This is a genomic window from Wenzhouxiangella sp. XN201, assembly GCF_011008905.1.
Taxonomy (GTDB): Bacteria; Pseudomonadota; Gammaproteobacteria; order Xanthomonadales; family Wenzhouxiangellaceae; genus Wenzhouxiangella.
Genome location: NZ_JAAIVI010000017.1, coordinates 502,578 through 520,313, shown reverse-complemented (window position 1 = coordinate 520,313; position 17,736 = coordinate 502,578). Strand labels below are relative to the sequence as shown.

The window sequence follows — 17,736 nt, the reverse complement described above, 5'->3', positions numbered from 1 at the left end:
AATGTCGCCTTCGTTCCTAGAAGATTTCCTACAAGTTATGAGTGGACCGGCCCTGGGTCCCGCTTCTCGCCGATTTGGCAGGCAGAATCGTGGGTGTCCTGGTTTCTTGCCTGTGCGAAACAGCATTGCAAAACGGGCCGCACGGGAGCAGAGTAAAAAGCCATACCATCATCACATCGCGTCCACATGGACGACTCCGGTCAGCGCAGCGAGGGGCTGAGAAGTCCCGCAGCACCAACCCGCACACCTGACGGCGTCTTGCATTGAGCGCAATGTTGTGGGAGTTCGAATGATATTCAGTTCCAGAACAACGATCTTCTTTCTGCCTGCCCTGCTGCTGTGCTGCGGCGCCAAGGCGCAGCTGATCCCGGAAACCTCGCAGGTCTTCAGCCAGAGCAGCGCAAGTTCGAAGACGGACCTGGGCGGTGGTGTCGAATTCGGTGACAGGATCGGACAGGCACTCGCTTCCGGTGATTTCAATGGTGACGGCCACCTGGATTTGGTGATTGCTGTTCCGTATGAAGACCAGGGAGATAACACCGAATCCGGTTGGGTCCACGTGGTCTACGGCAGGCGCGGCGGTCTGTCTGCCGAAGATGATGAGATCTGGAGTCAGGCTGGCACGATCGAAGGCCTGGTGGAACCAAGGGACGAAAGTGGCTTCTCGGTGACCACCGGTGATTTCAACGGCGACGGCATCGACGACCTGGCCTTTGGCGGCCCGGGCGAAGACATTGGCTCGATCTTTCGCGCCGGCGGCATCAACGTGATCTACGGATCGCCGTCAGGCCTGACTGATATCAACAATCGGGGGTTTAATCAGGACACTACGGGCATCAGCGGCGAATCAGAGGAAGGCGACCAAATGGGGTATTCGCTGGCCGCTGGCGATTTCAACAACGACGGCTTCGATGATGTGGCCATCGGCGTTCCGACCGAGGATATCGGCACGGTCGAAGATGCCGGCACGGTCCAGGTGCTGCTTGGCAGTGCGAGCGGGCTGGCCGCCGAAGGGAACTTCTTCCTGGATCGCAGTGCTGATGGCATGGGCGGTGTCGCCACCGATGATGTCTTCGGCAATGCACTCGCCGTCGGTGATTTCAACGGGGATCAGTTCCCCGACCTGGCCATCGGCGCACCGTTCGACTCACGCACGACTGATAACGCCGGGACGGTTCACCTCATCTACGGCGGGGTTGATGGCCCGGACCTGTCGACCAATGAAGTCTGGGGCCTGGACTCGCCCGGAATCGACCTGCTGCCCGCCCAGGGCGACGAATTCGGCAGCAGTTTCACCGTTGGTGACTTCGACGCCGATGGCTTCGATGACCTGGTGGTCGGCCTGCGCGGTTACCAGAACAGCACAGGTGCCGCGCTGGTCCTCCATGGCACCAATGAAGGGCTGGCGAGCGCGCGCCATCGGCTCCTGCAGCCAGGGGTCGACGGCTTTGCCGGCTCGCCCTTGCAGGAATCCCGGTTTGCCGACGACCTGACGGCCGGAGACATCAATGGCGATGGTGCTGACGAACTCATGGTTGGAAGCCGAGACCGCCACGTCGGTTTACAGCGCAGTGCCGGCGCGGTACTGATCGCCTATGGCGAACCGGGCGTCGGGCTGGTCAACGAGGGCAGCATGCTCTGGGACCGCTCCGACCTCGAAGTCGCCGGCAATCCCGTCAGCTACGACCGCTTCGGATCGGCCGTATTGCTGGCCGATTTCGACGGCGACGGCCTCGATGATGCCGTGATCAGCAGCCCAAATCGCGAAGTGGCCAATGTTTTGGAGGCCGGAGACGTGGTTGTGGTCTACAACTCGGGTACGTTGTTTGCGGATCGTCTCGAGGCCATTGGCAGTCCATTCAAGGATTGTGATGACTGTCCGGTGATGGTCAATATCCCCGGCGGGAGCTTCATGCAGGGCAGTCCACCCGGCGAGCCGCAGAGAAACACCGACGAAGGTCCGAGGCGGATGGTCAATGTCCCGACTTTCGCGATCAGCCAGACCGAGGTGACATTTGCGCAGTGGGATGCCTGCGTGGCTGACGGTGGCTGTGGGCACAATCCTGACGATGAAGGCTGGGGTCGTGGCGATCGCCCGGTGATCAATGTGAGCTGGAACCACGCCCAGCAGTATGTCACCTGGCTCAGCAACAAGTCCGGCCAGGACTACCGCCTGCCCTCGGAGTCGGAATGGGAATATGCCACCCGCGCCGGCACCACGGGCCGTTTCAACACCGGCGCCTGCATTTCCGGCGACCAGGCAAATTTCCGCGCCTCGACGACACCGGCAACGGGTTGCGCGACCGGCAACGAACCCCAGCAGACTCTGCCGGTTGCGAGCTTTGACCCCAATGCGTTCGGGCTGTACGACACCCATGGCAATGTCTGGGAGTGGGTGCAGGACTGCTGGAACGATAACTATGTAGATGGCCCGGTCGATGGCAGCGCCTGGATGTCGGGCGACTGCGACAAGGCTATGCTGCGGAGCGGTTCCTGGAGCAACGGCGGCCAGTTCGTGCGTTCGGCCTCCCGCAACTGGCAATACCACCGGGACTTCGGGTACGAAGGTGCCGGTTTCCGTTTAGCCAGATCAGCAACGCAGTGAGGGAAAACACCACAAGGAAACACCAGGACACCCCTGAATTCTGACAAGTCGCACCGGTCGACGCGAAGGTCGGAAAATGTCGCCGGTGTTCGCAGGAGATTTCCTTCAAGTCATGGGTGGACCGGCCCTGGGTCCCGCTTCTCGCCGATTTGGGAGACAGAATCGTGGGTGTCCTGGTTTTCCAATTCTCCTTTGAGCAATTACTCGATCCGCTGTTTCAACCGCTCCAGCGCAGCCTGAATTGCGGGCTGGCCCATGTAGGCAAAGCCTTCGAAATCACCGTGACGAGTCGGAACGGCCGGCAGCCCCGGTGCCTGCACGGTATCCGGAAGGACGACCGCCTCGTAGACGCGCTGTTCCCAGTCATTCGGATCCAGGTCGGGCAACTGCTCCAGCCGCACCATGACCCGGGTTCGATCGGGAAAATGGATCGTCACCATGCCGTCTTGTTCGGCCCGGCCCTGCGCAATAAAACGGCGCATCGCGCGAACGCGCGGATCGTTGAGATCCGCCGCCGAACAATCTTCGACGCCGTCGATCCAGCACTGTAAGCGGCGCACCAGCGCATCGCGATGACGACCTGCCGAACCGCCATCGGGCCCGACCAGATCGATGGCCGACCGGATGTTACTCTCCAGACCGAGGTCTGCGATCCGAACGGGATTGCTCTCAAAATCAGCAGGTTTCTGTGCGCCCCCCATGGAAAACCACGCACCGGCGGAAAGCACGAGCAGTGCCTTGATGAATCGAACCATTGACCATTTCCCTCAAGAACTGGCTTTTCAAGCTAGCGAGGGATTCTAGAGTCGTCGCACTAAAAGAGCGCCTGCCAATGCAACGAACGGCGCTTCTCCAACACTGGGGACTCGCGACAGCCACGATTTGTAGGAGATTTCCTACAAATCATGAGGTAACGATTCCCGGCCGTTTCCGTCACGGCCCGGACCCGATGCTCCCGTACACTTGGTTCCATGAGCAGCGAGCCTGATCAGCCGCCCGGCATATTCACCCAGATCCGGCCGCTGGCCACCTATGGCCGGCGCGCACTTTCCCTGGTTTGGGCGACCAGCCCGTGGCTCACGGTGGCGCTGGCGTTTCTCACGCTGGTCGCCGGCCTGCTGCCGGCCTCGATTGCCTATGTCGGCAAGTGGCTGGTCGACAGCGTGGTGGCCGCCATCCAGAACAACACGCTGACCGAGGCGGTGTGGTTCTGGCTCTCGCTGGAGGCCCTGCTAGTCGCCGCGATGGCCGCCTCCCAGACGGCGCTCAATATCTGCAACAACCTGCTGCGCGCGCGTCTGGGACACCGGGTCAACGTGATGATTCTGGAAAAGGCCCAGCAAATGGAACTGGCCCAGCTCGAGGACGCCGAGTTCTACGACCGGCTCACCCGCGCCCGGCGCGAGGCATCCACGCGACCGCTTTCGCTGGTTCAGAAGACCTTCGGCGTGATCCAGAACGGGATTGCCATCGTCAGCTTCAGCGGCCTGCTGTTCGCGTTCTCGCCGTGGGCGGTGCTGGTGCTGATCGCCGGCGGCCTGCCGGCCTTCCTGGCCGAAGCCAAATTTGCCGGTCAGGCCTTCCGGCTGTTCCAGTGGCGTTCGCCCGAGACGCGCGAAATGATGTACCTCGAATCGGTGCTGGCGCGGGAGGACTACACCAAGGAGGTCAAGCTGTTCGACCTGGCGCCGACCCTACTCCAGCGCTACAAGGACATCTTCACCAAAATCTTCCGCGAGGACCGCAAGCTGACCATCCGACGCGGCTGGTGGGCGTTCGGCCTTGGCCTCGTTGGCACCCTGGCGCTCTACGGCGCGTTCGCCTGGGTGGTGCTGGCCACCGTGGCCGGGCGCCTGACGCTGGGCCAGATGACGATGTACATGATGGTCTTCAAGCAAGGTCAGTCGGCCGTTAGTGCCAGCCTGACCTCGATCAACGGCATGTACGAGGACCATTTGTACCTGACCAGCCTGTACGAATTTCTCGAGCAGCCGGTGCGCGCGCGCGAAGGCAAGGTCAGTCAGGGCGAGACCCCCGGCCGCGGGCTCGAGATCGTGGATCTGTCCTTCCGCTATCCGGGCAGCGACACCCTGGCGCTCGATGGCATCAACCTCAAGCTGGAACCCGGTACGAGCCTGGCGCTGGTCGGCGAAAATGGGTCCGGCAAGACGACACTGACGAAGCTGATCGCCGGGCTCTACCAACTCGAAAGCGGCGACATCCGGCTCGACGGAACCTCGTTGCGCGACTGGGATGAACGGGCTCTGCAGGATCGCATCGGAGTGATCTTCCAGGATTTCGCGCGCTACCAGTGGCTGGTGGGCCACAACATCGGTGCCGGGGACGTCGAAGAGTTCGAGAGCCAATCGAAATGGCATACGGCCGCGATCAAAGGCCTGGCCGACGAGTTCATCCGCGACCTGCCGAAGGGCTACGAAACGCAACTGGGCCGCTGGTTCAAGGACGGACGCGAGCTGTCCGGCGGGCAATGGCAGAAGATCGCACTAGCCCGGGCCTTCATGCGGGAGCATGCCGACATCCTGATCCTGGACGAACCCACGGCAGCCATGGATGCTAAAGCCGAGGCTGAAGTGTTCCAGCACTTCCAGGCGATGGCTGGAAACCGCATTCTGATCCTGATCTCGCATCGCTTCTCGACCGTGCGCCAGGCCGACCTGATCGCAGTGATGGACCAGGGCTGCATCACCGAGATCGGTACGCATGAACAATTGATGGCGCTCGACGGCCAGTACGCCACCCTGTTCGAACTGCAGGCTGCCGCGTACCGCTAGGCCGCACTCTAAGCGCTGTGAAATTCGTGGGTGTCCTGGTTTTGCCCTTCCTAGCGGGAGGACGGCTTGTCCCCCAGCACGTTGTTGAGGCTATTGGGCTTGTATGTGCCCTCCCTCTTGGCCGTCTTGTCGGCACGCTTTTCCTTCAGCGTCTTGCCGGGCTTCTTCTTGCCTTCCCGGTGCTGGGTGTCTCTGCCTTTGGTCATAGTCGTCTCCACGAGGCACTCGCCGCCCATGGTGGGCGGGCATTGCGCCCACAATGATTGGACCGCTGGAAAGGGAGTTGATTCGGTCTGCGCGAACTTTCCTACAGCGCAACGCGGCAATCTCGGGATTGGCGTACTTCTTGGCCCGGCGGGAAAATCGTGGGTGTCCTGGTTTTCCCGAATTACCTTAGACTGAGGCCGGTTCATTGAACGGACAGGACTGATGACGGCAAGATGGTTTACACCGGCGCGCGCCGCCCTGGCCGTGCTCCTTTTGGCGGCCTGCACCAGCCAGGCTGAAACCGGCGAAGAGACCAGAGCGACGCTCGAAGCCGCCAACGCCGCGTATGACGCGGCGATTCTGGCGCAGGACCGCGCCGCGCTCGAGGCGCTGTACTCCGAGCGCTACCGATACTTGGCCGAGGACGGCGCGATGCGAGGCCGCGCGGAGAAGATCGCGTTTCTGACCGATCCGGCAAACCGGCTCACCGACGCGCGGAGCGAGGAAATTGAGGTGGAGGTCTTCACGGACGCCGCCCTCGTCACCGGCCGGTTTTCGGGGGGTTACATCGCGGACGGCCGCGAAGCGCGGTTCAGCGAGCACTTCACCACCGTCTGGGTCAAAGAGGACGGCGCGTGGCGGCTACGCTACGAACATGCCAGCCCACTGCCGGACACGCCCTAGGCGGGCGCGCCAGGCCAGAGCACCAACGCGGCCGCGCCTCTAGTGGAAAGTAGCCAAAAGCAGGACAGCCACGAATTCTGCCAAGTCGCACCGGTCGACGCGCAGGTCGGAAAATGCCGCCTGCGTTCCTAGAAGGTTTCCTTCAAGTCATGGGTAGACCGGTCCTGGTTCCCGCTTCTCGCCGATTTGGGAAACAGAATCGTGGGTGTCCTGGTTTTGTTGTCGGCTATCAGCATCGATCGGCACCCGCCTGGCGCTTATGGCCCACGGGCCCGGATTGAGCGTCAGCGAGCTGACCTCTCCGCCCGTGCGCTCGAAGCGGATGACATCGCGCGCGGGAAGATCAATGATGAATCGGTCACCGTCGGCCGCAAGAAGAGCGTGTTCTGGCTGGTCGAAGTAGATCTGGTCGATGCCTCCGTACCAGGCGACAAGGACGCCATCCTTTTCCCGAATTGCGACCCTGGCGAAGTCGGTGAACTCGAAGTCACCCACGAAGTCCGCCAACTCCGCCGGGGGCAGCGGGACGTCTAACGGTACGGGCTGCTCCGGCAGTTCCGGAACACTCGTCAGCACGGCGTCCCAAGCCAGCTCGGAGGCGATCATCGCGAGGTCGTGTGGCGTGAGGTCCGGGTTATCGACCTGGTCGGTCGAGACTGCGTAGAGAACATCGCCATCGTGCTGGGTGGCAAAGGGCTGGATGGCGCGGCTCATGGAACCGTGCACTTGCTTGGCCAGTCGCTCCAGGTGTGCGATAGGCAGCTTCTGATTGGTCACCACGAGCGTGAGCGTCGTGTTCGTGGTCGGCCCGCCGGCTGGAGCCTCACTTGCATCGTGGACACGCACCTCGAGCATTTCCCGAATTGATGGGCAATCGCGGTCAGGATCGTTGCGCGCGCAGCGCACGACCCGTCCATTCCGATCCACGATGGCGCCGACCGAATTGACCACGGTGAAGACACCGATCTTCGTGGGGCCGACCTGAGTGAAGGCGCCGCCCTGCCCCGAGTGCGGCCACCTATGGCTATTCGAGGCGCTGAGTGGTTCCGTGAAGTACACGCCCTGCATGGCAAACCTTCCGGCACCGTGGGGACCCAGGGGAAACTGACCGGGCCGGGCGTTCTCGAGTGCAACACGGCCCAGGCGGTCGTCCGGCGTGATGCGCGTCATGCGGCGGCCGCCGACGTCATAGATGATGGCTCCGACGGCTCCCGCGATGAAATTCGGGTTGCTGCGCTCGGCCTCGAGATGCTTCAGGGCGTTGGCCGCGCCGGTTGTTGCCGACAGCCCGTACCAGGAGCCGCCGGAGAACACGACCAGCTCCATCATCTTCCGATCCCATCCATTCATGAGCGCCGCAGCGTTGACGGTGCCGGGACTGCCACCCCGGACGTCGACCGCGGCCTTCACTGCGTCGGGGAAGTAGAACACGGTAGTGCCGGTCGGCCCTTCGTCATACTCAGCAACGCCGACGAGCATTTCGGGGAAGTCGAAGGTGAGCACGGACTCGGCTCGAGGAGTGACCGGGATCGGTTGTCCGGCATCGGCCGCGTGCGAGGCAGGTGCCGCGGCGAAGCACATGACCAGCACCAGCACCATCTGGCAAAACGGCGCCAGATCCCCTATCGAGTCGTCGAGAAACGGAAACGCTGCGACCTTCTCCAACGTCATCACCTATTGCCGTTCGTTCGGGTATACCACGATCGAGGTGGTCCAAACCTGGATAAGCCCGGTCACCGAGGTCACGCGGCTCTCGGTCTTCTGCCGGACATCGCCCTCGTCGGGAAACAAAGGTTCTCTAGGTGTCTGGCTTCCCAGGTCATCCTCGCGCCCGTGAATCGAAGTATAAGCGGCCAATTTCCTGATTTCCATTCGTACTCAGCGGAATCCAGCGAGATCCAGAACACCCACGAATTCTGCCAAGTCACACCGGTCGACGCGCATGTCGGAAAATACCGCCTGCGTTCGTAGGGGATTTCGTATAAGTCATGAGTGAAGCGGCCCTGGGTCCCGCTTATCGCCGATTTGGGAAACAGAATCGTGGGTGTCCTGTTTGCGAGTATGCGTATGCGTACTTCCAGGGAGAAACTTGGCGGGAACAGGCTGCAAACAGCGTGAACAGGAGTTGAGTGGTTCCAATCTGCCTTATCTCAAACTCAATGGAGCGAGGAAATGATCTCAATAGCAAGGGTTGGTGTTATCGCATTGGTCTGTTCATTTGCATTTGCGTGCTCGAACTCGGATTCAGGTAGTGATGGGTCATTATCAAGTAACGGAGACACTTCGTCCGGCGCGGTGCGCTCAAGTGCCGGCTTCCAACGGGTTGATGAACTATCGCCAGAAGTGGGCCGAGTATTCGAGAACTCCCCTAACCCATTCAAGAAGAAGTGCAATTTGAGCGAGGGACTTTGTGTCTGTGATAACGCTGGTGATTGTGCGGAATTGGTATTAAATTGTTGTCTCAATAAGATCTGCACTGAAAAGGCCTGCTCATGTAGTCATAACGGCAATTGCGACAGTGATGGCAATGTGAAAGATCATTAGAACCAGGACACCCAGGATTTGCAGGCTGCCGATCTGGCCAGCAGCATAGGCAATGGAGCAGTTGCGGTTTGCGCGACACGCGCAGAAAGCGAGTGCGGAATGCCGTCATGCGTGGATGGGGTGCTTCAGGCGAATTCGCGCTCAAGAAGCTACGAGAACAGCCAGAAACGCGGCTACCCGATTTTCATCCAGTTTCAGTTTGCCAGCGGATCGGGCCGTAACTGGAATTTGTAGACCTGGCTGGTAGTACCCTTGCCGGTCTCGGTGTGGAACGGCGCGCGGGTACTCAGCGTCGCCCAGACCGCGCGGCCTTTCCAGCCGGCGCCCGGATCGTCGATCCGACCGTCCATCCACTTCGTGTAGAAGCCGGTGGGATAAGGCACGCGCAACACGACCCATTCCCCATCGTTCCAGACAAGCAGGCCCTCGGACTCGTTGCCCGTGTTGATGGGCGTATTCGGCCCGAGGCCGAGCACGTCGTGCTGGTCAACCCAGGTGTAATAACTGGCTTCAGCACTTCCAGACTCATCCTCCAGCCCTTTGAGCTGGGGGAGCGGCTCCTCGTAGAACGTCCACCCTTCCGGGCAATGCTGACCGGTGGCATCCGGGCCGTTGAGCGGTCCCTGGCACGCCGAGCGGTCGAACCGGCCCAGGTGACCGCTGCCGAGGGCTACCCACGCCACCCCATTGCGGTCGATATCCATGCCGCGGGGGGAATAGCCCTCGATCGGCCCTCCTTCATCGTCCAGGGGCAAAGCGTAGTACTCAGTAAGGGCCGTTCGGGCCGGATCCTCCCCGGGCTCGATGCGTACAAGGCCGCCCGGGTAGCCCGGCATGGAGCCCCAGACCGAGCCGTCCGCTGCCGGGGCAACGGCATAGAGGCCGTAGAAGCCGGGCGTGATCCGCTTGTCCAGCTCCGGATCCACCGCTTGATCCGGCTCCACGTAGTCGTCGCGCTTGCCGTTGCCGTTCGTATCCAGGATGAACGGCGTCCACCCCTGGGCGGCTTCCTCGTCACCGGTCTCCAGGTACTCCTTTGTATCCAGATAGCCGATCACCGGGCCGCCCCCGCTCGTCCACAGCGTGTCCTGCTCGTCCTCGGCAAACATCAGGTGGTGCGTACTGAAGCACGTGGGAATCGGCGTGTACTCCCCGCTTTCGGGCTCATAGACGCCCAGGTGCCGCGTGGAGCGCTCGAGCGGGAATGCCTGGGCGGAAGGATGATCCGAACCCTCCCGGCAGTAATCGGGGGTTTCGAAGGCCCGCGCTGTGGCCGTGATCCATACCCGGCCCTCCGCATCGATCATCGGGTTATGGACGTTGGTTCGACTGTCCCAGATCAGTTCCTCTCCCCAGTACGGGGACGGGGCGGGCATCGACTGAGCCGGTGCGATCGGCGGATGCGGCTCGAGGGTATGCAGGGGAATCCGGCTCGCCTCGTGGACTTTCGGATCCAGCACGGGCAGGTAGTCGGCACTGGCTTCCAGTGCCCCATAGAGCTTGCCGTCGGAATTGACGGTCGGATCCCGGCGGTCTGTCGAGACCAGGTCGTGGAGATAGTCCTGGGGACCGGCCCAATCCCACTGGGTGATGACCACGTTTCGCTCGAGGCCCTGCGGACGGGGCGGCTCGGGCGGCAAGGCACCATCGGCGATCGCCTGCGTCCAGTTCGCGAACATCTGGAGTGTGCCGTCCCAACCCATCATGTTGGTACTCCCCATCATGCTCGCGCCGGCCTGGCCGGACTTGATGCGTCGCTCCCACGCCTCCCTGTGGGTCTCGAACTCACCCATCTCCGGGTGAAACTCGCGCGTCCCCCGGGTACCCATGCCGTGGCACCCCAGGCAGCTGAAGTTGAGGAAGCTCAGGAAGCCGGCCCGGTGCTGGATGTTGGCAGAAAACCCGTTGCCGTCCTGGCCGGTGCCCGGGAACGCGTCCCTGGAGGGGACCTCGAGCAGAGAGAGCCAGTATCCGGCCGGATAGTACTGCGCCGCCACTTGTGGATCGGGGGCTTCGACCGCCTCCAGATCAAGTGACGTGCCCGGGGTCGCCTCCTGCTTCGGAGAGTCCACAAGTCCGTAGCCCCGCACCCAGATCTCATAGGTGGCATCGGGAAGATCAGGGACCAGATAGCGACCCTCCTCGTCGGTGACCACGATGCGGGCGAACCGCGTCGGCAGATCGTGGGTTTCGGCGATCACCCATACCCCTGCCTCCGGCCCGTCTGGTCCCGTGACCACACCACCGACATCGTCCTCGCCCACTTCCACAACCTGATCGGCCTCGCCCACTTCCACAACCTGATCGGCCTCGCCCACTTCCACATCCTGATCGGCCTCGCAGGCAGTCAGCCCGACCAGAATGAGGACACAGAGAGACCACTGAATGGTTGCACTGAACACCGAGAGCAAGCCGGGGAAACGGTCTGACATGATGAGACCTCCTCAAGAATCGGTCCGGTGAAGGACAGGCTTATGCGGGATGTAATCTTGCCTATGGAAGTATAAGCGCCCTATTTCCTGAAATCCAAGAGCGAGAAAGGCCGGGGTCCCGGCAATGACTTCTGGCATTTGCCAGGAATGGCTTGGCACTCATAGAATGAAACTCTTACTTCTGCCGCTCACGCGCCGCTCCACTATGAAAGCACTGCTTATTGCCATTTGCTCGTGTCTGTTGTTTGTGCTGAGCTGGCCGCTTGCGCTGCTTGTCCTGCTCCTGTGGCCGCTGATCTGGCTGCTCAGCCTGCCCTTCCGGGTTCTGGGCATTGCCGTCGAGGGCGTGTTTGCTCTACTGCGCGCGATCGGCCTGCTGCCGGCCAGAATGCTGGGCTACCGCGACCGCACGGCCTGACGCGGCATGGGACTCAACAAGCGACAATACGCACTTATCGCCTTCCTTAGCGATAACAAGAAACAGATCGATGTAAATGAGCAGATCTATCGCAACCTAAACGACGCAAAAGATTGCCTCGTATTCACTCTTGATCTAGAGCTTCGCTTGGATCTTCTCCTAGAGAATTATGCTGCATTGGAACGTTACGTCATGAGAGCTGCGGTCAACAATGCCATATTCCCTGGACAGGCAAGCAGTGCGCTGTCTGAAACAAAGCATGAGATCAACCGACTTCTAGTTAACTTGCTGTCAAGTGCTCGGTTATATCTTGATCAAACAGCAAGCGCTATATCGCGATTCAAGCATTCACCAGAAGGCACTACCCAAGCGTTCAGGAATCTTCGCAAAAATGCTTACGACGGAGATTCGTCTTATCGCATTATGGAGGCGCTAAGAAACTACAGTCAGCACTGTAGTCTGCCCGCACACTCTATTTCTTTTAACACAAAAGTCGACGAATCTAATCCTGATTCCCCTCGCAATAGATATACGGTTTCTTTCGGAATAATGCCTCGAATGCTGGAAGCGGACACCCGCTTCAACCGCTCGGCACTAAAAGAGCTTCAAAGCATTTCCGATAGCCACGGTCGCGTAGAGGCATTCCCAATTGTTCGAGAGTACGTTAGCTATATTTCAGATATCCATTTGCGCGTTAAAAGAATGTATGAAAATCTTATAAATGGCGCAGATACCCTTTTTGAAAACACCTACTCAGATCTTAGATCTGAATCAGGTGAGGCACCTCACGCTGTGTTCTGCACCCGCGTCGATGGCGACGATTACACAGAACTTCCCATCAACAGAGACCTGATAATTGAGCGGAAGAATCTAGAAAGAAAACATGTGCTGTCTGGATCCTTTAACACCAGATATGCATCGTCACACTAGGAGCGATAATCCAGGACACCAACGACTTTTAGGGAATTTCAGGTTGCCCGGCACCCTCGCGAATGGATGCATCGCGTCCAAGGAACTGAATGCCGCTGCTACCGGGCGATTGGCTCAGCCGAAGCGTTGATGCTGAAGGCTGCTGATCTGGGCCAACCCCGACCTAATCTGGACCTCCGGTTGAATGGTATGAACCGGGCGCCAGCCCGTGCGTGAGTTCGGCCTCAGACCTCCGGCGAGCCGCTCGACACGCCAAATCAGGGCCACCTCGACTCCAACCTCAGCAGATTTTGATTTCCGGGCGACCACACCGAGGCTGATTTATCCGAGAAAATCGTGGGTGTCCTGGTTTTCGTCCCTGGTTTCTGCGACCCGGGAGAAGCTAACTCAACCCGGAAGATCCTGGGTGTCCGGGTTTTCGGGATTCTTCAGGCCAGGCTGAGTTGGGGCTTCCCGAGGGCGCCCTTGGCTGTGGGGCTCGGTGGGTCCAGCAGGCTGAAGACCAAGTTATCTAACTCCTCGACTGGAAGAGAAAGCTCCTTGGCTACGTGCGAGCGGGTAGTTCGCTCCTTCCAAAGTTCCTGAAACACCTTCTGAAGCACAACAGAACGCTCTCTTTCCATGCCTTCAGGCTCTGAGTCCTTCATAGTCGATCGGATTTCAATGCAGAATCCCCGGTACTGCCAATCGCTGAGAATGCCCTCTTTGTGGAGTCGATAGGCCAGTGCTGCGACCGAAACGCCCCACCGCTTCTTGAGCTTGACAAGCTGGCTAAGCGATCGAACATGCGAAGGAACGTTGCCCAGCATGTCCATAGTCGGAATGAGGAAGAAGGATGCGAACTGATCCGCCTCCTTCTCCGCTTCTCTGCCTTGGGGCTTACCATGGCGATGCAGGACCAAGTGCCCCAATTCGTGCATGGCGTCGAAGCGGCTCCGCTCCGCCGTTTTGAAAGTGTTCAAGAAAATAAAAGGTCGGTCGTTTCGCCAGCACGAGAACGCATCCACGTTCCGCGTGTCTTCCGCCAACGAGAAAATACGAACACCCTTGGACTCCAGCAGCTTGATGACATTAGAGACCGGCCGTTCGCCGATTCCCCAATAAGTCCGCAACGATCGGGCCGCGGCCTGTGGATCGCCCTCAAAGCGCATATCAGGGAGATCGACCTTCGGTAGGTTAAACCGTTCCTCTATCCAGTCGGATAGCTGCAGTGCCAGCGCCCCTGAATTGACTGCAGCGTCCTTTTCCTTTACCGACATGGTTGACAGTGACCTGAAGCTGATCGAGTCGACGCCGGGAACCTCTACATCGTCCCCAAAGAAGAACTCGTACGGGAAATTCAGCTGAGCAGCAATCGCCCTGAGCGTGTCGGCTTCGACATTCTCAGCCTTGCCGTTCTCGATCATTGAGAGGTATTGCGGCGTAATCCCGCTCTTTTCGGCAAGCTGGCGCGCTGTCAACTTCCTCCGCTTCCTGGCGAAAACGAGTCGGGTCGGGTTGAACACGGTTACGCCTTCTTGGTGACCGACACTTCGAAATCATCTTTATCGGATACTAAATCCTGCTCCTTGCCGTAAGGCTGCGGGTCGTCCTCCGAGCCGGTCAGGATGTAGACTCGCTCAAGGAGCTTACCAAAAGCGCCGTCTTCGATCCTGCTCGGTCGTGAAAGCTCAGCCTGAGGCTCCTCACTCCGGTTCGAAACGCAGAAGAACCACACTTCCTTGTTCTCACGAAGCCCATCCTCACCGGCCATTTCTTCAAAGAGGCAAAGTGTGCCGTTGTCGACCAGTTTGGTGACACCTTCCCTCTTCGGACAGATCGGACGGGGCTCAACGACACCGCAGGCAAAGTCGACGTTCTGAAAAAGGATGATGAGTCCACGCTGGCTGTTCTGGACCCCCTCGACTCCCTTCACGGAGTATCCTTCCCAGCCATTCAGCCTGAGAAACGCGCCTCGAAGGTTTGCCACGCCCGCCAAATACGACAACAGGCCTGGTGCGTTCTGAGGATGGAGCGGCGTGGCCTCATTTCGAGCCGCGGTTGCCGCCAAGGCGACATCTCGGAGAATCGAAGGCTCGCAGCCGAAGTCGTGCAGCTTGTTTCGAACCTCGAAGACAGATTTGTAGATTGCTGAGCGTGTCACTGGCACTCCAGTTGAAGTTTTTTCGCCTCAATTGTGGCACGAATTCTTCAACTGCGCAAGCAGGAAATGCAGAATTCCTCCGGTAATCCCCCGTTTTGGTGCGCCTCGAAAGTAGAGCCCGGTAAACTCTCCGTAGCAGAGGAGGCTCCGCCGGACGGACGTTGGCAGGTTGCCAAACATCCCCGTGAGTGGATGCATCGTGTCCAGGGAACTGAAAGCCGCTACTACCGGCCGATTGGCTCAGCCGAACCCCTCATACTGAGGGCTTCTGATCTAGGCCAACAATGGATGAAGGGTGTATCTGGAGAGTTTGTTCTCAAGACACTGAGGCAACAGACGCAGCCCTGGTAGTGTCCCGTTAAAGGCCCAACCCCTGACTCAGGCACTCACGTCGCCATCCCGTGGCCGAAATCGGCGTCAGACTCGCTGCCCGCCGCCCGAATCGTCAGATTTCCCCTCTCAAGACTTCCAATACAACATTCTCAGTTTCCCAGCCAACCAAGTCGAAACCAATTCACCCGGCAAAATCGTGGGTGTCCTGGTTCTTCCGTCTTGATTCGGTTCAGCGGCAGCAACAATCAGGCGGCGAAATCCCCTTGACGAGAGGGAGGCGTCCATATATGCCCTAGTTCTCTCTGGTTCTTCAATTTGGGTTGCGCGGCCCAGAAACTTGCAATATCCTCGTTATGATTGGTGGTGGAACCGCTATTGCTCCGGAGCGCGCTCCCATGTGGAGCCGTCCCTGTTGGACGACACTAATCTAGAGGAGTCATCACTCCTTGTCGCTCGCGACAAGCCTCAAAAAGTTGAGGCGAAACACTGCTACTTGCTGGGCGCTCCGGAGCATCTTTTTTGGAGATCGAACATGGGGGATGAAGGAACACGACTAGCGAGCCGTATTTGGTGGACAAGAAAAGCAAGGATTAAAGCGGAGCAACGGATGCTTCGCTATAACGCTTTTTTTAACGCTCTCCTGCTTTGGTATTCGTTCTCAGCCGTTGCAGCTAGTGTTTACTACTTGAATATAGCAACAGGAGACCAAACGGCCGAAACTATTTGGCTCATCTTCTCCATTCTAGTTTTAGCGCTCGCTGGATTCATGAACGGATTCAGATTTAAGGAACGGGCAATTCAATTTAAGCATGGGTACGAAGAACTCAGCACTTTATACGTTCGATTAGAAAGCCAAGACCTCGGAGCTTCAGACGCAGCTGAAGAATACCGTGAAATCCTCGCGCTATCTGAAAATCATCTCCAGAAAGACTACTTCGCAGCGCTCTGTGAGGAATTTATGATGAATGATGCCACCGATTTGGACAGAGAACCGAAGCTGTACGTCGTGGTGTCCTACATTTTCCACCTGTCAGCAGGTTTTCTTACCGGACTATTTCTCGTCTCTCTGCCTTTACTGGTTTTAGCCGCAGCCTTGCACATGTAGAAATGAAGACCGTAGCTAAAGAATTTGAAGAAACATTTAGCGAAACCTCGCTTCTGCACATTTGGAACACTCATATCAAACACACCAGCTCAACTGGAGTTGATAACGTAAGAGCTGTTGTATTCGAAACTTCCCTTAAAGAGAACATCTCGACAATATCCAAAAAGTGCCTTAATGGAGACTTTTCATTCACACGATATAAGTTGCGCCTGATTAGCAAAGGGAGAGGTAAAGCCCCGCGAGAAATTTCCATTCCAACTGTACGAGACCGACTGGTCTTAAAGGCCCTAAGCCAGTTGATCGCGAGTCGATTCTCAACAGATCTAAATAACCACCTTCCACAAAAAATTGTTGCGGATACAAAGAGGGAGATTCAGGCCCGCCCTCCTCTCGGGTACATAAAATCAGATATAAGGAACTTTTATCCCTCCATAAAGCACCAAGAACTACTGACTCGCTTAAGGAAGCGGATCCGTGATCCACGCGCTCTAAATCTTGTAGCGGACGCGATCGCGCAGCCTTCCGTATCTCATCAAAGACACAAAGGCCCGCTATCAACACTTGGTGTTCCCCAAGGTCTATCGGTATCAAATCTTCTTGCTGACCTTTATCTAAAAAACCTGGATGGCCACTACAGGAAACAGCAAAACATGCGCTATTTCCGATTTGTCGATGACGTCCTCATCTTACTGGACTCAGGCAACCGTGAAACGGTGCATGAGGAGCTTAGAGTTCGCTTCCGGCGACTAGGCCTAAAGATTCACCCGCTCAACGATCCGGAACGAAAGACTGTATGTGGAGATGCTACGGACCCCTTTCCCTACCTCGGATACATCTTCGACACAAACAGTATCCGCCCGCGCGAACTATCAATTACCAAACTCCGGGAATCCATAATTTCGCTTTTCACTTCTTTTAGACATGCAAAACAAAAAGACTTAAATTACCTCCAGTGGCGTATCAATTTACGTATCACAGGCTGCGTTTTCGAGGGAAAACGAAGGGGCTGGCTTATCTATTTTTCGGAAATTAACGACGAACCACTTTTGCATTCTTTGGATGCTTTCGTAATGAAGCTATGTAAGCGGTTTAATGCTGACTTCACTCCGAAAAAGTTCGTTCGGACATTTTTTGAAACGAATCATCGCAGGCATGAAACCAACTATATTCCAAACTTCGACGACTACTCCATTTCAAAAATGCGGAATTTACTAGAAGACTACTATGGGGAAAATGTCCAACAGCTAAGCAATGACGAAGTAAGGCTGCGATTCCATAAGAGGGTCGACAGGGAGACTAAAAAGCTTCTTCAGGATATCGGCAATTTCAGCTGATGACGGAATTCATTCCCCTCCTCATTAAATACCCCGCGGCTACGGATGCGACACTTGGTGCTTTCTGATTTGCGCCTAACATTGCAAAGGAATGCGCTCTACTTCGACGCATCTCTCTTCCAAATTCTTATCATGCAACGATCAGCAGAAAGAAGTGCACAGACCTCCGCTAGGCAAGGCTTCGCAGGATCTTGAGCACGCTAGTTCTC

At 58.0% G+C, this 17,736-nt stretch carries 13 protein-coding genes; 7 read left to right on the top strand and 6 right to left on the bottom strand.

Annotation, left to right across the window (positions count from 1 at the left end):
- The first annotated feature begins 289 nt into the window (after window positions 1-289).
- Window positions 290-2,605, top strand: coding sequence for an SUMF1/EgtB/PvdO family nonheme iron enzyme (locus G4Y73_RS02850; protein WP_164229156.1), 2,316 nt, complete (start codon window positions 290-292; stop codon window positions 2,603-2,605).
- A gap of 200 nt (window positions 2,606-2,805) precedes the next feature.
- Here the strand turns inward: G4Y73_RS02850 and G4Y73_RS02845 are convergent, their stop codons facing one another.
- The gene (locus G4Y73_RS02845; RefSeq protein ID WP_164229154.1) at window positions 2,806-3,360 is read right to left on the bottom strand and encodes a hypothetical protein; all 555 of its coding nucleotides are present in this window, start codon (window positions 3,358-3,360) and stop codon (window positions 2,806-2,808) included.
- A 216-nt stretch (window positions 3,361-3,576) separates the two neighbouring features.
- Here G4Y73_RS02845 and G4Y73_RS02840 point away from each other — a divergent pair, with 216 nt between their 5' ends.
- Entirely contained in the window at window positions 3,577-5,397 is a 1,821-nt protein-coding gene (locus tag G4Y73_RS02840) for an ABC transporter ATP-binding protein (RefSeq protein WP_164229152.1), read from the top strand.
- A gap of 50 nt (window positions 5,398-5,447) precedes the next feature.
- Here G4Y73_RS02840 and G4Y73_RS02835 read toward each other — a convergent pair whose 3' ends face one another.
- Window positions 5,448-5,603 (bottom strand): hypothetical protein, encoded by a 156-nt coding sequence (locus tag G4Y73_RS02835; protein WP_164229148.1) that lies wholly within the window; start codon window positions 5,601-5,603, stop codon window positions 5,448-5,450.
- Between the two features lie 223 nt (window positions 5,604-5,826).
- Here G4Y73_RS02835 and G4Y73_RS02830 point away from each other — a divergent pair, with 223 nt between their 5' ends.
- Window positions 5,827-6,288: a nuclear transport factor 2 family protein gene (locus G4Y73_RS02830; RefSeq protein WP_164229144.1), complete on the top strand. Its 462-nt coding sequence runs from the start codon at window positions 5,827-5,829 to the stop codon at window positions 6,286-6,288.
- A 147-nt stretch (window positions 6,289-6,435) separates the two neighbouring features.
- On the opposite strand, the gene G4Y73_RS02825 is transcribed toward G4Y73_RS02830, so the two are convergent.
- Together G4Y73_RS02825 and G4Y73_RS02820 are read right to left on the bottom strand one after the other, a co-directional pair.
- Window positions 6,436-7,959 (bottom strand): P1 family peptidase, encoded by a 1,524-nt coding sequence (locus G4Y73_RS02825; RefSeq protein WP_164229142.1) that lies wholly within the window; start codon window positions 7,957-7,959, stop codon window positions 6,436-6,438.
- 1,067 nt (window positions 7,960-9,026) lie between these two features.
- Window positions 9,027-11,264 carry a carboxypeptidase-like regulatory domain-containing protein gene (locus tag G4Y73_RS02820; protein ID WP_164229140.1) on the bottom strand — a complete coding sequence of 746 codons (2,238 nt, stop codon included), beginning with the start codon at window positions 11,262-11,264 and terminating at the stop codon, window positions 9,027-9,029.
- A 205-nt stretch (window positions 11,265-11,469) separates the two neighbouring features.
- Here G4Y73_RS02820 and G4Y73_RS02815 point away from each other — a divergent pair, with 205 nt between their 5' ends.
- A complete protein-coding gene (locus tag G4Y73_RS02815) occupies window positions 11,470-11,682 on the top strand; it encodes a hypothetical protein (protein WP_164229138.1) in 213 nt (70 codons plus the stop codon).
- Between the two features lie 6 nt (window positions 11,683-11,688).
- Window positions 11,689-12,612, top strand: a complete 924-nt coding sequence (locus tag G4Y73_RS02810) for a hypothetical protein (RefSeq protein ID WP_164229136.1) — start codon at window positions 11,689-11,691, stop codon at window positions 12,610-12,612.
- Between the two features lie 428 nt (window positions 12,613-13,040).
- On the opposite strand, the gene G4Y73_RS02805 is transcribed toward G4Y73_RS02810, so the two are convergent.
- On the bottom strand, window positions 13,041-14,117 hold the full coding sequence (locus tag G4Y73_RS02805; RefSeq protein WP_164229134.1) for an ImmA/IrrE family metallo-endopeptidase: 1,077 nt from the start codon (window positions 14,115-14,117) through the stop codon (window positions 13,041-13,043).
- A gap of 2 nt (window positions 14,118-14,119) precedes the next feature.
- On the bottom strand, window positions 14,120-14,755 hold the full coding sequence (locus tag G4Y73_RS02800; protein WP_164229132.1) for a hypothetical protein: 636 nt from the start codon (window positions 14,753-14,755) through the stop codon (window positions 14,120-14,122).
- Window positions 14,756-15,500: 745 nt separating this feature from the next.
- Here G4Y73_RS02800 and G4Y73_RS02795 point away from each other — a divergent pair.
- Both G4Y73_RS02795 and G4Y73_RS02790 read left to right on the top strand, forming a co-directional pair.
- Entirely contained in the window at window positions 15,501-16,193 is a 693-nt protein-coding gene (locus G4Y73_RS02795; RefSeq protein ID WP_164229130.1) for an SLATT domain-containing protein, read from the top strand.
- Between the two features lie 2 nt (window positions 16,194-16,195).
- Window positions 16,196-17,527: a reverse transcriptase domain-containing protein gene (locus tag G4Y73_RS02790; protein ID WP_164229128.1), complete on the top strand. Its 1,332-nt coding sequence runs from the start codon at window positions 16,196-16,198 to the stop codon at window positions 17,525-17,527.
- Window positions 17,528-17,736: the final 209 nt, after the last annotated feature.

Bases quoted from the DNA above. Each gene is read 5' to 3' on its own strand.
- G4Y73_RS02850 (WP_164229156.1), top strand. From the start codon at position 290: ATGATATTCAGTTCCAGAACAACGATCTTCTTTCTGCCTGCCCTGCTG.
- G4Y73_RS02845 (WP_164229154.1), bottom strand. From the start codon at position 3,360: ATGGTTCGATTCATCAAGGCACTGCTCGTGCTTTCCGCCGGTGCGTGG.
- G4Y73_RS02840 (WP_164229152.1), top strand. From the start codon at position 3,577: ATGAGCAGCGAGCCTGATCAGCCGCCCGGCATATTCACCCAGATCCGG.
- G4Y73_RS02835 (WP_164229148.1), bottom strand. From the start codon at position 5,603: ATGACCAAAGGCAGAGACACCCAGCACCGGGAAGGCAAGAAGAAGCCC.
- G4Y73_RS02830 (WP_164229144.1), top strand. From the start codon at position 5,827: ATGACGGCAAGATGGTTTACACCGGCGCGCGCCGCCCTGGCCGTGCTC.
- G4Y73_RS02825 (WP_164229142.1), bottom strand. From the start codon at position 7,959: ATGACGTTGGAGAAGGTCGCAGCGTTTCCGTTTCTCGACGACTCGATA.
- G4Y73_RS02820 (WP_164229140.1), bottom strand. From the start codon at position 11,264: ATGTCAGACCGTTTCCCCGGCTTGCTCTCGGTGTTCAGTGCAACCATT.
- G4Y73_RS02815 (WP_164229138.1), top strand. From the start codon at position 11,470: ATGAAAGCACTGCTTATTGCCATTTGCTCGTGTCTGTTGTTTGTGCTG.
- G4Y73_RS02810 (WP_164229136.1), top strand. From the start codon at position 11,689: ATGGGACTCAACAAGCGACAATACGCACTTATCGCCTTCCTTAGCGAT.
- G4Y73_RS02790 (WP_164229128.1), top strand. From the start codon at position 16,196: ATGAAGACCGTAGCTAAAGAATTTGAAGAAACATTTAGCGAAACCTCG.